This window comes from Vibrio sp. 3-2(1) (assembly GCF_963887575.1).
Taxonomy (GTDB): domain Bacteria; phylum Pseudomonadota; class Gammaproteobacteria; order Enterobacterales; family Vibrionaceae; genus Vibrio; species Vibrio anguillarum.
In genome coordinates, this window is record NZ_CAWPGB010000022.1 from 160,745 (window position 1) to 175,538 (window position 14,794).

12 protein-coding genes are annotated in these 14,794 nt (G+C 44.3%); 4 read left to right on the plus strand and 8 right to left on the minus strand.

Features of this window, described 5'->3' with window-relative positions:
* Nucleotides 1-275 precede the first annotated feature (275 nt).
* Nucleotides 276-2,120 carry an ABC transporter ATP-binding protein gene (locus AACQ79_RS08945; protein WP_013868330.1) on the plus strand — a complete coding sequence of 615 codons (1,845 nt, stop codon included), beginning with the start codon at nt 276-278 and terminating at the stop codon, nt 2,118-2,120.
* Nucleotides 2,121-2,217: 97 nt separating this feature from the next.
* A complete protein-coding gene (locus AACQ79_RS08950) occupies nt 2,218-2,922 on the plus strand; it encodes a DUF445 domain-containing protein (protein ID WP_096037189.1) in 705 nt (234 codons plus the stop codon).
* Between the two features lie 88 nt (nt 2,923-3,010).
* On the opposite strand, the gene AACQ79_RS08955 is transcribed toward AACQ79_RS08950, so the two are convergent.
* Together AACQ79_RS08955 and AACQ79_RS08960 are read right to left on the minus strand one after the other, a co-directional pair.
* Nucleotides 3,011-3,766, minus strand: coding sequence for a phosphatase PAP2 family protein (locus AACQ79_RS08955; protein WP_170898956.1), 756 nt, complete (start codon nt 3,764-3,766; stop codon nt 3,011-3,013).
* A gap of 313 nt (nt 3,767-4,079) precedes the next feature.
* Nucleotides 4,080-5,957, minus strand: a complete 1,878-nt coding sequence (locus tag AACQ79_RS08960) for a PhoX family protein (protein WP_170898957.1) — start codon at nt 5,955-5,957, stop codon at nt 4,080-4,082.
* Between the two features lie 446 nt (nt 5,958-6,403).
* Between AACQ79_RS08960 and AACQ79_RS08965 the strand changes: the two genes are divergently transcribed.
* Complete coding sequence (locus AACQ79_RS08965) at nt 6,404-6,964, plus strand: hypothetical protein (RefSeq protein WP_047688797.1); 561 nt, start codon at nt 6,404-6,406, stop codon at nt 6,962-6,964.
* Between the two features lie 23 nt (nt 6,965-6,987).
* Entirely contained in the window at nt 6,988-8,556 is a 1,569-nt protein-coding gene (locus tag AACQ79_RS08970) for a methyl-accepting chemotaxis protein (protein WP_170898958.1), read from the plus strand.
* A 117-nt stretch (nt 8,557-8,673) separates the two neighbouring features.
* On the opposite strand, the gene AACQ79_RS08975 is transcribed toward AACQ79_RS08970, so the two are convergent.
* From AACQ79_RS08975 to AACQ79_RS09000, 6 genes are all read right to left on the minus strand, one after another.
* Nucleotides 8,674-9,510: an arginase family protein gene (locus AACQ79_RS08975; protein WP_013868324.1), complete on the minus strand. Its 837-nt coding sequence runs from the start codon at nt 9,508-9,510 to the stop codon at nt 8,674-8,676.
* 6 nt (nt 9,511-9,516) lie between these two features.
* Complete coding sequence (locus AACQ79_RS08980) at nt 9,517-10,251, minus strand: IclR family transcriptional regulator (protein ID WP_170898959.1); 735 nt, start codon at nt 10,249-10,251, stop codon at nt 9,517-9,519.
* 161 nt (nt 10,252-10,412) lie between these two features.
* Complete coding sequence (locus AACQ79_RS08985; protein ID WP_170898960.1) at nt 10,413-12,299, minus strand: methyl-accepting chemotaxis protein; 1,887 nt, start codon at nt 12,297-12,299, stop codon at nt 10,413-10,415.
* A 326-nt stretch (nt 12,300-12,625) separates the two neighbouring features.
* Entirely contained in the window at nt 12,626-13,483 is an 858-nt protein-coding gene (locus AACQ79_RS08990) for a hypothetical protein (protein WP_170898961.1), read from the minus strand.
* The gene (locus tag AACQ79_RS08995) at nt 13,483-14,346 is read right to left on the minus strand and encodes an ABC transporter ATP-binding protein (protein WP_017048124.1); all 864 of its coding nucleotides are present in this window, start codon (nt 14,344-14,346) and stop codon (nt 13,483-13,485) included. Before AACQ79_RS08995 ends, AACQ79_RS08990 begins: the two co-directional genes overlap by 1 nt.
* Nucleotides 14,343-14,714, minus strand: a complete 372-nt coding sequence (locus AACQ79_RS09000; RefSeq protein ID WP_026028428.1) for a GntR family transcriptional regulator — start codon at nt 14,712-14,714, stop codon at nt 14,343-14,345. The genes AACQ79_RS08995 and AACQ79_RS09000 overlap by 4 nt, the downstream gene beginning before the upstream one ends.
* Nucleotides 14,715-14,794: the final 80 nt, after the last annotated feature.

The window sequence follows — 14,794 nt, forward strand, 5'->3', positions numbered from 1 at the left end:
CGTCGATAACGATATTTTACTCGCTTCATTTTTTCATCCGATAGACGTTACTGACCATTCGAGCCGATGCTTGCTGCATTAACCACCGTATTAATCAGGCGCCGTTTTCTAGAGCCAAGCGCGAAAAGTAATCCGCCACTTATGTTGTGATTTCGTTATACTTCTGTTCGGCTTACTCCATCATTTGCTCCCCTTATAGGAGTTCAACGTTAGATTCTCGCGTTCTAGGCTTTTGGTCTCTCATACTTTAGCGAGAATTGGCATAAGGATTTTCGATGTATAAAAAATTTGAAAGCTTTACCCAAGCCTTTCCCAAAGAGGAACCCAAACAGCCTCCTGCGACCTTATGGGCCTTTTGTCGTTACTACACGCGCGGCTTTGAAAAACCACTCATTTTAATGGCGTTAATCAGCACGTTAATTGCCGTTGTTGAAGTATCACTGTTCGGTTTTATGGGCCAACTGGTGGATTGGCTCTCATCCAGTAACCCAGAGACTTTCCTAACTGAGAACCGAGACACCTTGATCGGTTTATCTATTTTAGTACTCGTGATCATGCCACTTTTGATTGGCATCTATTCACTGTTGATCCACCAAACTATGCTCGGCAATTATCCCATGTCGATCCGTTGGTTAGCGCACCGTTATCTGCTCAAACAAAGCCTCTCTTTTTACCAAGATGACTTTGCGGGAAGAATTGCCACTAAAGTAATGCAAACGGCGTTATCCATCCGCGAAACAGTGATGAAGACCTTGGATGTGTTTGTCTATGTGTCAGTCTATTTCACTGCGATTGTGGTGATGTTGGCGCAAGCAGACTGGCGTTTAATGGTGCCGATGCTAGTCTGGCTCGCGGCCTACATTTGCATTCAACTTCACTTTGTACCACAGCTTAAAAAAGTGGCATCAGAACAAGCCGATGCTCGCTCAACCATGACGGGGCGCATTGTTGATAGCTACACCAATATTGCCACGGTCAAGTTGTTCTCACACACCCGCCGAGAAACCGACTATGCCGAACAAGGCATGGAGAGCTTTTTAGACACGGTTCACCGCCAAATGCGTTTAGTGACTGGTTTTAACCTGTGCGTTGAACTCGCCAACTATATTTTGGTGTTCGTGATTGCGGCAACTTCGATTTATCTATGGATGCAGAGTGCCATCAGTATTGGTGCAATCGCGATTGCGATCAGCCTTTCATTGCGCATTAATGGCATGTCGAAATGGATCATGTGGGAAGTTGGCGCACTCTTTGAAAACATGGGCACAGTCGTGGATGGCATGAAAACCCTCTCGAAACCGATCACCATTGAAGATAAACCCAACGCAAAACCGTTGCAGGTTGCACAAGGTGGCATCGAATTTGATGACGTGAGTTTCCACTATGGCGAGAATAAAGGCGTTATTAACCATTTAAACCTGACCATTAAACCGGGTGAAAAAGTGGGTTTAGTAGGGCGTTCTGGCGCTGGAAAATCGACTTTAGTCAATTTACTGCTTCGTTTTCATGATGTTGAAGGTGGGCAAATTCGTATCGATGGGCAAGCGATCAATGAGGTCACCCAAGATTCGTTGCGCAGCAAAATTGGTATGGTGACGCAAGATACTTCACTGCTGCATCGCTCGATCCGCGATAACATTTTGTATGGCAACCCTGATGCAAGTGAAGAACAACTGCTGCAAGCCACCCGACAGGCACACGCGCATGAGTTTATCGAAACACTCACCGACCCATTTGGTAACCTAGGCTATGATGCGCAAGTGGGCGAGCGCGGCGTAAAACTGTCTGGCGGCCAGCGCCAGCGAATTGCTATTTCCCGCGTGCTGTTAAAGGATGCGCCACTGTTGGTACTCGACGAAGCCACATCCGCACTCGACTCCGAAGTGGAAGCGGCAATTCAAGAGAGCTTAAATGAGCTGATGCAAGGCAAAACCGTGATTGCCATTGCTCACCGTTTATCAACCATTGCCGCAATGGACAGGTTGATTGTACTCGATAAAGGTAACGTCGTTGAGCAAGGCACACACCAAGAGTTGATCGCTCAAAACGGCATTTATGCACACCTATGGGCGCACCAAACGGGTGGCTTTATCGGTTGCGACGACGTTGAGATTGCTTAATGGTTTATCAACGGAGTTTGCGCTCCGTTGAAGCTTCCACAATTGACTCTTTTTCCTTAGAATTCGCCCATTCCCTTTATTTAACTAGATTTGGATTATGAACAAGAGCTTACTCACTAATATCATTGCGCTAGCGCTCCTTGCTGCGGGCTATCAACTGGATAACACTATTGCGCTGTATGCGGGCTTATTTGCCTTCTCTGGCGCAATCACCAACTGGCTTGCGATTCACATGCTGTTTGAAAAAGTGCCAGGACTCTATGGCTCGGGTGTGATACCTGCTCGCTTTGAAGAGTTCAAAACCGCAATCAAGAGCCTGATGATGGAGCAATTTTTCACTCAGTCCAATATTGACCGCTTCCTCAGTAAAGAGATGACGGGCAGTAAAACGTTGGATCTTGAGCCTGTGATTGCCAAAGTTGACTTCAACCCAACCTTTGATTCTTTGGTCGAAGTGATTGCAAACTCTCCATTTGGCGGCATGCTGGCGATGTTTGGTGGAACCGACGCGCTACAACCACTCAAGCAACCGTTTGTCGAAAAAATGCAGCAATCTATGATTGATATCAGCCAAAGCGATAGAGTTAAACAAGCGCTCAAAGAGCAGTTAGAAGCTCCTGAGATGATTGAAGAGATCACCGCTAACATCGAAAACATCATCGATCAACGTCTCAATGAACTCACGCCTAAATTGGTGAAAGAGATGGTACAGAAGATGATTAAACAGCACCTTGGCTGGTTGGTTGTTTGGGGTGGAGTATTCGGTGGTTTGATTGGTGTAGCTTCCTCCTTCTTTGCCTGATTGCCGTTACTTATGTGATTGTAAAATATGATTATAAAAAGCCAGCACGTTTAAATGTGCTGGCTTTTTTATGATGGATTGTGACCCGTTAACAGAGATGAAGACGCGTTAATAGTGGCTTTAATTTAGGGTGATCTAAAGGGTACACTTTGGGTATCACAAGGTAAATCATGCTGACAAACAGCAAGGAGCCGTATAAATCAACCGGACGATGCATCCCTAACCATAAGCGGCTAAAGGCGACTCCACAGGCCCAAAGCAATAGACCCGCCGCAAAAATATAGCGCTTTTGTTCAATAAACAAGCCACCAAAGAAAGCCAGACAAATAGCAGCGAAGATCGTATGGCCAGAGGGAAATGAATAGTCCTTTTCACCCTGCCAATGACGTAAGCGCCAGTCACTGACTTGGGTTGCGATGTCGGTCATCACACTTTCTTTTTGTAATTCACTCAATTTATAAAAATGCGCAGGGTTTGGAATAAGCAGTTGATGCGTCATCAATTCAGTGTACGGGCGCGGGCTCTCTGTCAGATGTTTTAAACCCGTTTTGGCAGCCATACCAATCACCAATAACAAGCCAATTTGAATAATGCGGTTAAGCAGTTCAATGCGGGAAGTCGCTGTCCGTGTTGCCAAAAAAGCCAACAAAGCAAAGGTAAAGCCAAAACCTTGCCAACCAGCCGAATCGGTTAAATAGGTAAAAAATGCACCGACGCCCTCGCTCACTGGCGTGGTCAAATCAATCGAAGACCCAACCAATGAGATGGGAACTAACAGCAACGAGAACAAGGCTAAGAGTACTAAGCCCGATTTTTTCATTTGGATTTGCTTTTTCACGCTCAATAGACACCGCTGGATTATTGAAGATCAGCATAATAACGGACGACACGCAAAGAACGTATCAAGCAATTGTCAATTTGAGGGAAAATAATCGCCCCGATCTCACCCTTTTTACTTATTTTCCTGACACAAAGAGTTCATACATAACGTGTAGGAAAGGCAAACCAGACCATGTCCTGCCTAACCGAAACAACGTCTTCTTTCGTGCAAGATAGGAGGCTCCAAGACCGTGAATGGATGATGGCAACAGCGTTGACCGACAGCAGGAATGTTAAAAAGGGAGCCGCAGCTCCCTTCAGAGGAAAATGATCAGGGCTTATGCGCCAATCACCCCGCCGTCTTCACGAGTGATCATCATAATGGTCGAACGCGGCTTGGTGGTTCCACCGTATGGGAAATGCGATGGCGCTTCATCTTCCCCAGGGTGTTGAACGCCAACAAACATGGTTTTTTGATCCGGTGAAAAAGTTAACCCTGTTATTTCACAAGCAATCGGCCCAGTTAGGAAACGTTTTACTTCACCAGTAATTGGATCCCCGCACAACATTTGGTTATTGCCTTGCCCGGCAAAATCCCCTTTGTTGGAATAGTTGCCATCGGTTTGAATCCACAAGCGACCCGCTTTGTCAAAGCCGATACCATCTGGGCTGTTGAACATGTTGTCTGCTGAGATATTGTCGCTGCCCGCATAGAGATCGCCTTTATGTACCGTTGGGTTGCCCGCAATCAAGTACAGATCCCATGCGAACACAGTGCTAGTGTGATCCTCATTGGCTGGCATCCAGCGCAGAATCTGGCCATAGTTATTCTTAGCGCGAGGGTTAGGACCACCAACAGGTTGCCCCTCTTTACCTCGGTTTTTATTGTTGGTCAGTGTACAGAACACGTGCTTATTATCAGGGTGAATCGCAACCCATTCAGGACGATCCATTGTCGTGGCACCCACTTGAGTCGCTGCGCGGCGAGCAAAAATCATCACTTCTGCTTGGTCCTTAAAGCCATTTTCTGGCGTTAAACCATTTTTACCAAAGGTCAGTTCAAGCCATTTTCCCGAGCCTTTCAGTTCTTTCTCATTCATATCAAACTTAGCGACAAAGAGGGTTCCTTCTTCTAATAAATTGCGATTCGCTGCATCGTTACCAGCTTGGTAGCGATTTTTTGAAACGAATTTGTATAGATGTTCACCGCGTTCATCATCCCCCAGATAGACCACAGCATGGCCATCTTTGTTGAGAGTAAGCGCCGCATTTTCATGTTTGAAACGGCCTAACGCCGTGCGTTTAAGTGGCGTCGATGCTGGATCGTTCGGATCAATTTCCACCACCCAACCAAAGCGGTTTGGCTCATTGGGGTTTTTCGCAACGTCAAAACGCTCATCATGTTGGTGCCACTGATAATCACTGGGTTTGGCTTCAATACCATAACGCTTATGATCAGCCGTTAACTTCACGCCATCTTGGTTACTACCAAAGAAATCATCAAAGTTCTCCTCACACGTTAAGTATGTCCCCCACGGCGTTTGACCATTCGCACAATTGTTAAAAGTTCCCAGTGGATTTAAGCCCTTAGGATCAGTGGCGGTTTTCATTAGCGTATGGCCTGCAGCTGGCCCAGTGAGCAACATTGGTGTGTTTGCCGTGATACGACGGTTACGCTTCCCTGCGCGGTCAACCGTCCACTGGCCATTTTTGTTCATCACTTCAACGACAGTAACGCCGACCGCAGCTTGCGCTTTACGCACATCATCTGCTGTCATCGATTTACCTTTGTGATCAAACAAGTATTCGTAGTTGGTGTATTCATTATTAATCGCAAGTACACCGCGATCATCCGAAATTGGGAAGAAGCTCATGCCATCAGTGTTATCACCAAATTGAAGCTCTTGTGCTCGTGAATCTTGTTTACCACTTTGGTCAAACTCAGGAGCATCAACAGAAATGGGGTCACCCCATGAAATCAACGGGGTCGCTTTATACCCTTTAGGAACAACGATGGCATCTGCCGTTGAGACAGGAATGGCTTCAAAATTGAGCAGTGAAGAGCTCGACTTTGCCGCCACAGCCTTAGCAACTGGATTTAAAGATAAAAACGCGCCTGCACTGACTGCCGCACTACCCGCCATAAAACGGCGGCGAGAGAGTCTCGCTTCGATCATTTCACTAAATTGAGACTCTTGCTCATCACGCTTCCACATGTTTGCTCCTTGACTTTACTTGTCTTGTTATTGGATTTTGCAAGCAGCTTAGCGGTCTATCGTGACAAATAAGTTAAATTTACATTGCTTAACGGTGACAGTGAGTTAAAAAATAAAATCTATGCGTTAGCTAAATAAGCCATTCAGCACAGCTGGGTCACCACAAGTATCACTCCAAATCGATATTTTCTAACCGACCTCGTCGAGAAAACAATACAACCGGAACCGCCATCAAGCTTGTCAATTGTCAAAACGGATAGTTTTTTGTTTTGTTTTGTTTGGCAAGAGATGAATATTCATTTGATCATGCGCTCAAATCACACCTATTTTTTTACAGTTTTCTATTCTTAAACTAGGCTCAAAGTGCATATGGATGAATATGAACATCTAAGATCACTACATACCTTATACACAACGCAAAATACCTAACTCGACTGGAGTCTGTTATGAAATATTTTATTTGCCTGATCGCTTGTTTCTCCTTTTCCTCCTTTGCTAATGAGTTTGAAGGGGCGCTAAAAAACTTCATTGATACCAAGGTGGCTGAAATCATTGCTAATCCCGTTTTAATCCAAGCCATTAATGCTCAAAACGCTCAACACGCTAACCTAACTCAAATGCAAATTGATCAACTCGACAAGGATTGGCGTAGCCAAGTGGGCCAAACCGATGCTCCACTGATCAACAAACTGCTCTCTTCCCCCGCATCTTCTGAACTTAAATCGATTCAACAAGCTAGCAACGGGCTAATTACGGAGATCTTTGCTATGGATAACAAAGGGCTGAATGTCGCCCAAAGCGAGATTACTTCTGACTACTGGCAAGGAGATGAGGAAAAGTGGCAAGACACCTACCTTAAAGGTCCAAGCGCATATCTAATTGGTGAGATAGAAGAAGATGAGTCGACCCAAATGTTTCAGTCACAGATAAGCCACAGCGTGGTTGACCCTAGCTCAGGGAAAGTGATTGGTGCCATCACCATCGGCGTTAACGTAGAAGCTCTTTAACTCATTGATCAGGATTACTCTATATGAGACTTAGTATTAGTCGGTTGGTAGTGGCAAGTGCGTCGCTACTTAGCGTTGTATCGCTGATTGCTATTTCCTATGCTCTATGGTCGAAAAGTGCCACAGTGATGTACTCGCTGAGCGCTCAAACTTATCAACAAATGGCGGCTTCTCTAGCTGAAAACGTCGCCACTTCGGTGCGCTTTAACAAAGTAGAGAGCTTGGAAGAGCGGGTTAAAGTCGCTGTCGATAGCAGCAATAAAGAACTCAAACATATAGCGGTTTTCCTTGCAGATGGATCTTTATTCTATCAATTAAATGAGAAGTCCGTATCTCCTAGCGGAGTCAATATAAAAAATGCGCTGACCCAAGCATCAACCAACGCCATCATTATTGAACAAAGCACACAACACGTGATCATCATCAACCCATTAACGTCGGGCAAGGAAGCAAAATTGGTGGGTTACTTAGTTACTCAGTGGCAATTTGACAAGGTCAATGCCATTTCCAAGGAACTGGGGCTATGGGCCATTTCAATTGGCATAACCTTCGTGTTGATTACTTTTATTGGCTTGTTTTTTATTTTGAGGAGCGCTCTACTGCATCCTTTAAATCAGCTGAAAAACTTATGTGAATCATTGGCTTCTGGTCGGTGTGACCTCAAGCAACGAATTCCATTTAACAAAGATAACGAGTTAGGTGACCTTGCCACAGCAATCAATATGTTCATTGAAAAAGTGGAACACACCTTCCACCCTATTGAACAAAACATCTGCGATGTCACTGATGTTACGAAAGCTTTTGAACGACAAGTGAAGCAGCTAGAACACAATATCAATGGTCAGCAGCGGGAAATTGCGCAATCAGTACAAATTGGTGAAGGTGCTCGGCAAAGCATTGCGTCAGTCACCGAGAATATCAATACTGCGTCGCTGTCTTTACAACAAGCAGTTATTTCTGGGCAAGAAAGTCAACAACAACTTAAACATGCATTAAGTGAAAATAAAAACCTAGCAGAAAAGTCACAAGTAACAGCAAAAACCGCTGAGAGCCTAAATGCCCAGGTTGAAAAAGTCACCGATATCTTACAGATCATCCGTACGATCGCTGATCAAACAAACCTGCTTGCGCTCAATGCGGCCATTGAAGCGGCTCGCGCGGGTGAGAATGGTCGCGGTTTCGCCGTCGTGGCAGACGAAGTGCGTAACCTAGCGGAAAAAACATCCTCTTCAACCAACCAAGTGGAAGAGATCCTTACCGTGCTTAGTAACTTTTCGAAAGACTTGATCGGCTACATGGGGGAAAGTGTCAATGCATCAATGAGTTGCGTTGAAGCTATTGAAAGTAGTAACGAGTTAGTCAGCCAAGCGATCAAGGATGTTAATCAAGCGAATAACGCCAACCACTTAGCGGTCAATTCATCTGATGAGCAACTGTCACATGTTGAAGATTTGCTAACGCAACTGAGCAATCTTAATCAACATTCACTCGAACTGCTTAATGACAGCAAAGTGATGAGCGATTGTAGTAAAGAGCTCTTCCAGAAAGCACAAGCCACTTCATTATCACTCAGCAAATTTAGTGCTCATTAACCTAATACTAAAAACCGAACAACACACTTAACATACTTCAAATAGTTGAGTTCCATAAAACAAAAACCCCAGACAGCTGGGGGTTTTTGTTTGGTATATATGAGAATCAATATGTCACTACGCAGCGTGGATCACATCTGGCGATAAAGCACATAGCTCATCTAAAATTTCTTTGGTCTGCTTAGAATAAATCAATTTATCCTTCGCCCCCACCAGTTGGATAAGCTTTACCTTGCCAGAAAGCGCACATTGCCTTAACGTTCTTAGTACCATTTGGTTATCTAACGCGTTGTTCTCATCAACCCCCACTCCCGGAACTAAAGAGGCTAAATCAATCGTCACGATCAGTTGATCACAATGCTCTATGTAGTGACCTAATTGGCTTTTTAGTTGATTACGATGACGAAAACCGCACTCATTCAGCGTTAACCAATCACAGCCTAAATCTTCTGCATACTCCCACACTTGGTTGGATTGATGCATTTCATCAATTCCAATACAAAATAGGCGCGTATTGTTATAGCGAGAGAGTGCAAAATGAAATGCAGAGCCAACTTGTAGGTCCAGCGTTTGTTTCAGCTCAAAATGATGTCCGATACTCACAATACCAACTTCGTCATTCTCAAAAGCCATCACTGGTAATGCATTGAGCAGCATTTCGTGACAATTCGCTAGTACGACGGGCACTGAGCTCAGTGCTAATTGATGACTCAAGGTGTCTTGAAAACGGGTGGCATTTTTATCTTTGACGACTATATGTCCCGCATCAGAGTAACAAGGCGTGGATTGACGCTGATAGAGCCAATCTGATGCAAATTCAAGGCTCTGCTGAGCAAATTCAAACTCTACTTGAGACATTGGCTTTATCTGTTCACAGAGTGTCATGAACGTGAATGGATAAGCGGGTTGGCTCTGTGTACGACTCATACGGTAGCGTTTGAATAAACTTAGCATTATGAATTACCTTTCTGGTGGCAACGCTCTTGCTGCCTGTAATACATGTAAAATGATCCGCTGCTTGTTGGTTTCAACACGATGGGCTGGAGCCATCACTGAAATTGCGCCGATCAACTTACTCCCTTTCATTACGGGGGCACTAATTCCGGAAACGCCAGGATCAATTTCTGACGTGCTCACGGCGTACCCATTACGACGTATTTTTTCCAACTCTGTCTGCCATTTTTCCATTTGGTGGTCTTCACCAAAATAACGAAGAATTTTTTCACAGCGCGGAGTGGGTAAATACGCCAACATCACTTTAGATGAGGCACCTCGAAGCAGGGGTTGACTTTGACCCTGGACGAAGCTGCATCGAAGTGCCTGCATACTTTCTTTTTGGCTAACGCACAAGGCTCGGTATCCCACCGGAACCATGTATGCCGCCATTTCGCCTGTCTGTTTCTGTAATCGACTTAACACCGCATCGACTGCATCTAAATTGTGTTGACTCGTTTCATAACTGCGCATTAAAAGTAGAGCCGCCGAACCGATGATCAACGTTTTGTCGTGTGGGCTCTCTTCAATCAAGTTCCACTCTTTCAAAATCTTCAGATGTCGGTACAAACTACTCAGCGGAACTTGCAATTGTTCGCTCAAGGTTTTCGCTGATACTGGCTCTTCATTTACCGCCACTTGCATCAATAATTGCAGTGACTTTTCATTAACTTGGCTGGCCGATAATTTCGTTTCGTTCATGTTTTCTTTTTAGCCTCATTTATTCCACGCCTCAACTATGATTCTTATATATCGAGAATTTAAGATTAATAACAGACTTGCTTTCTCACCAAGTGAGAAAACATAACAATCTGATCAAAAAAAGGCTCCGCAGAGCCTTTTGAATAAGAAAGAAACAACCGTTACGCTAATTTAAATGTCGCCACTTTTGCACTCAGCTCTTCCGCTTGCTGCTTGAGTTCGTTGGATTGGCTCAAGCTATCTTCTGCACCAATGACCAGTTGCTCTGTCACATCCTTGATAGAAGTGACATTTTGTGTAATTTCACTAGTCACATGCGTTTGTTCTTCGGCTGCCGTCGCAATTTGCGTCGCCATATCACTGATCAAGGCAACCGCTGCTTTAATTTCTTCAAGCGCACCGGATGCTTTATCGGCATCTTCCACTGAGTTCTCAGCGAGCGTTGAGCTGCTTTGCATCAACGATACCGCACGTTTAGTGGTTTCTTGCAGGGTATCAATGGTTGATTTTATCTCTTCGGTAGAAGTATGGGTGCGCTGAGAAAGCACACGGACTTCGTCTGCTACCACTGCGAAACCTCGGCCTTGCTCACCGGCTCGCGCAGCTTCAATAGCCGCATTCAGCGCAAGTAAGTTGGTTTGTTCTGCAATGCCTTGAATGGTTGCCAGTACGGTCGAAATCTCTTGCGCGTGTTGGTTTAGTGCGGCAATCACGCCACTGGCCTCACTCACTGATTTTGCCAAGTTATTGATCGAGCCTTTGGTATGAATCACCAAGGCATGTCCATTGTTGGTGCTGGTTGCCGAGTCTTGCGCTGCTCTTGCCGTTTGCTCTGCGTGAGAGGCTATCTCTTGCGTTGCCGACGCCATTTCAGTGACCGCAGTAGCGACCATCACAATTTCTTGCTGCTGGTGACTAAGCTCTGATGCCGATTGATTAGCGCGATGCGCGCCATGTTCTGATTGCGCTTCCAATTGATGAGACTGGTGACGAATATGGCCAATAAGTTGTTGTAAACTTTCCACAAAGGTATTGAAGTTTCTGGCCAATTCACCTACTTCATCGCTGTTCTCTACTTCAATACGTTGGGTTAAGTCACCACTACCGTTTGCAATTTGTGCCAACGCTTGAGAAACATTATTCAAAGGACGGAACAAAATATTACACAATAAGTTGAACAGCAGAGTACAGAGTATGACCACAACGGCAGTAACAATGAGCTGGCTGAAAGTAGCTTCAGATAAAGGTGCGATGAGCGAATCGTGATTGATGACCACAACAGTACTGAGATTCGTTCCGTTGATGCTTCGGGCGTAGAGAACATACTCCTCACCTCGAATATCCACCAATAAATCGCTGCTTTTCGCAATCGCTTGGCGGATATCAGCGAAATTTAAACCCAGATCAGAAACACTTTTATTGAGCAGCTTAGTATCACTATGGGTAAAAATATTGCCTTTATCGTTAGCAATAAACATATATCCCTCACCCGGCAAAATAACTTGCTTCATGCTGTTGAGGATGTCAGTAATTTCTACGTCGGCGCCTAAAACGACTTGTTGGCCATGTAAATTCAGTGCCTTACCTAATGAAACCACATTAGCGCCCGTTGCCGCAGCAACGGTTGGGTTATCCATAAACACTTTTGATGGGTTTGCTTTAGCGTTTGTATACCAGCCCCATTTGCGCGGATCATCGTTCCCCGGCGGCAAGATGACACCATTAGCGTTGTTTTGAGAACCGTCGGGGTAAGCAAGAAATACGTTGTCAAACGCTGCAGAATCTCGAACTTGTTTTAAATGTGTCACGATGGCTTGTTTCTCGGCATCTTGCGACAGCGAGGTTAAAGCACGCTCTTTCGACAGTAACCAGTCCGTCACATACTGGTTATAAGAAGCGGTGGTACTTTGTAATCGTTGTTCAACATCAATATCTAATCGCTCCAGTGCAGCTCGATACGACAATGCTTCAACGAGTAATCCCCCAAGAATAATGGCAGCGCTGGCTGAAATCGCCAGTTTATTTTTTAACGACATTTTTTTAAACATAGGTAGACCTATTTGTAATAGTAATTTAACTCAAACCGATAGAATTCTCGATCAATTGGACATTATAATTTCAAGCCTCGAAATAAAACTTGAAGCGGTCCACGTCTTTGTCATTGCTCACAAAGGACTACAAAATAGCATAGTGCATTTAACACATTTATATCATGTTAGTCAGAGAGTTGATTACTCATCACTTTGGAACTAACTTCTAATTTTGAGTGAATTTTTCTGGTCTAACCTTTTCTATCCTCACCATAGTAACCGCAGGAAATAGGCGAAAAAAAAGAGAACAAACGCTCTCTTTTGGATTAAGCTTAACCAGAAACTTATCGGGTCAACAGTGACTTCAATGAAAGTTCATCAGTACTATAGAGCTTGTGGCTAATCCAGTAGCTGGCGATACCAATCATGATATACACAAATAAATTACCCCAACCAGCACCTTCAAAAGCCGTGAACATGTTTGAAGAAGTCATTAACTGCAACGGCAAGTTGAAAATCGCGTGGTAAAACTCCCCTACAATGTCAGAATTCAGCATAACAATCGAGATCCATTTAAGCGCGAAACCGCCCACGAACATCACAAGGATCGGCGAATTAAATATCTGTGAAATAACTAAAGTAAAGCAGGCCAATGGCAACATCGTCACAGCAATCACCCACATGATGCTGAGGTAATTCAACCAGTGTTGAACGGCATATCCTAGAGAACGTTGTTCAAATAGTAGGGCTAAACGGTTTTCTGTCGCTAAGTTAAGCCCCCACAGCAGAACGTCCGCACAAATGACCAACACGGAACAGATCACAGGGATTACAAATAGACCAAACCCCAGTTTTACTATGTGAGTCATATTGTTCGTCACTGGCATGCTGCGCCAGAACATTGAGCTTCCCTCTTTACGCTCCTTGCGGAATGTTCTGGGGAAATAGAGTGAACTGAGCATTAGCGAAATAAAACCAACAAGCATGATGATAAAGGTGTTGAAATCATCCACAAATTCGATATGGACATCGCTGATGTCGCCACCAAATTCCATCTCAAAAAACAAGTTATGTTGCAGTGTATTGTTCATTAATAAACTGATGAACAATAGGGTTCCGCATACCAATAGAAACAAAGGAATACGCGTAACATTTTTGTTTTCAATCAGCTCTTTTTCGAGCATATAAATACTGGGGTGCATTATGCGTTCTCCTTCTGCAAGGCAAGAAATAGTTCAGCAAGTTTTACACTGTAAATAGAACCAAGCCCTTCAACGGCTTGACGGTGTTCTGAAGTCAACAACCACTTTGTTGTTCCCAAGCTTGGCTGAGATGCCAAAGGACGATAGGTTTGGATAACGTCTTGATGTGCGTTACTGGCCTCTAGAACAAAATACCCTTGTGTAATCGCCTCCATTGAGTCTTGCAGCACGACCTTACCTTGCTTCAAGATCAGCACATCCGTTAGCAAATGTTCAATTTCCGATACTTCATGACTAGCAATAATCAAGGCACGTTCACCATCATGGAACCATTCGAGTAAGTGACGATAGAAGGTATCACGGTAGATTAGGTCCAAACCAAGAGTTGGCTCATCCAAAATCAGCACTTTGGTATCGGTGGCAATCACAATGGCTAAATGCAGTTGTACTTTCATCCCTTTTGATAAGGTACGAATTTTACTTGATAAACGAATGTTGGTTTGTGCAAGGACTTGCGTGGCCTTGTCTAACGAGAAGCTGGGATGCACACCTGACGTATAACGCAAAATTTGTTTAACCGTCATCCAATCTGGCAACACATTGACGTCTGAAATGTAGGAAAGATGCGCCATCACTTGCGCATGTTCCGTAATCGGATTTAAGCCTTGGATCAAAATGTCACCTTGATAATGGTGAGCACCGAGTAACGACTTAATTAAGGTCGACTTGCCCGCACCATTATGTCCGAGCAAACCGAGCACCTGTCCTGCGTAGAGCTTAAAGCTCACATTCTGCAGAGCTTCCGACTCGGCATGCTTTGCGTACTGTTTAGATACACCGTTGACTTCGACTAATGGATTCATTGGTCACCTTCAATATGCTGTTGTAGTTGGTTGATAAAATCCTCAAGCGGCATCGCCAATAGCTTGAGTGTTTGTGCAATTTCTGGGATCTGTTGCTCTAAAAAGTGCTGCTTTTGTTTCGCCTGTAATTGCGCTAGCGCTCCTTTCGCGACATACATACCTTGACCTCGTCTTTTTTCAACAATGCCTTCGTCAACAAGCAGTTGATAGCCTTTCATGACAGTTAAGTGATTGATTTTCATATCTGCCGAAACGGTTCTTACCGAAGGCAACGCACTATCTTCTAACCAAATACCTTGTAGGATCTGCTCGGTAATTTTGTCGGCTAGCTGACGGAATATGGGTTGGTTATCTTGCCAATCTGTCACAATTTCATACCGATATAGTGTTATACACATATATAACACTAAAGCAAAAATATTGAATTGCAAGTGATGAATGAAAAAAC

Bases quoted from the DNA above. Each gene is read 5' to 3' on its own strand.
- AACQ79_RS08945 (WP_013868330.1), top strand. From the start codon at position 276: ATGTATAAAAAATTTGAAAGCTTTACCCAAGCCTTTCCCAAAGAGGAA.
- AACQ79_RS08950 (WP_096037189.1), top strand. From the start codon at position 2,218: ATGAACAAGAGCTTACTCACTAATATCATTGCGCTAGCGCTCCTTGCT.
- AACQ79_RS08960 (WP_170898957.1), bottom strand. From the start codon at position 5,957: ATGTGGAAGCGTGATGAGCAAGAGTCTCAATTTAGTGAAATGATCGAA.
- AACQ79_RS08965 (WP_047688797.1), top strand. From the start codon at position 6,404: ATGAAATATTTTATTTGCCTGATCGCTTGTTTCTCCTTTTCCTCCTTT.
- AACQ79_RS08970 (WP_170898958.1), top strand. From the start codon at position 6,988: ATGAGACTTAGTATTAGTCGGTTGGTAGTGGCAAGTGCGTCGCTACTT.
- AACQ79_RS08975 (WP_013868324.1), bottom strand. From the start codon at position 9,510: ATGCTAAGTTTATTCAAACGCTACCGTATGAGTCGTACACAGAGCCAA.
- AACQ79_RS08980 (WP_170898959.1), bottom strand. From the start codon at position 10,251: ATGAACGAAACGAAATTATCGGCCAGCCAAGTTAATGAAAAGTCACTG.
- AACQ79_RS08985 (WP_170898960.1), bottom strand. From the start codon at position 12,299: ATGTTTAAAAAAATGTCGTTAAAAAATAAACTGGCGATTTCAGCCAGC.
- AACQ79_RS08990 (WP_170898961.1), bottom strand. From the start codon at position 13,483: ATGCACCCCAGTATTTATATGCTCGAAAAAGAGCTGATTGAAAACAAA.
- AACQ79_RS08995 (WP_017048124.1), bottom strand. From the start codon at position 14,346: ATGAATCCATTAGTCGAAGTCAACGGTGTATCTAAACAGTACGCAAAG.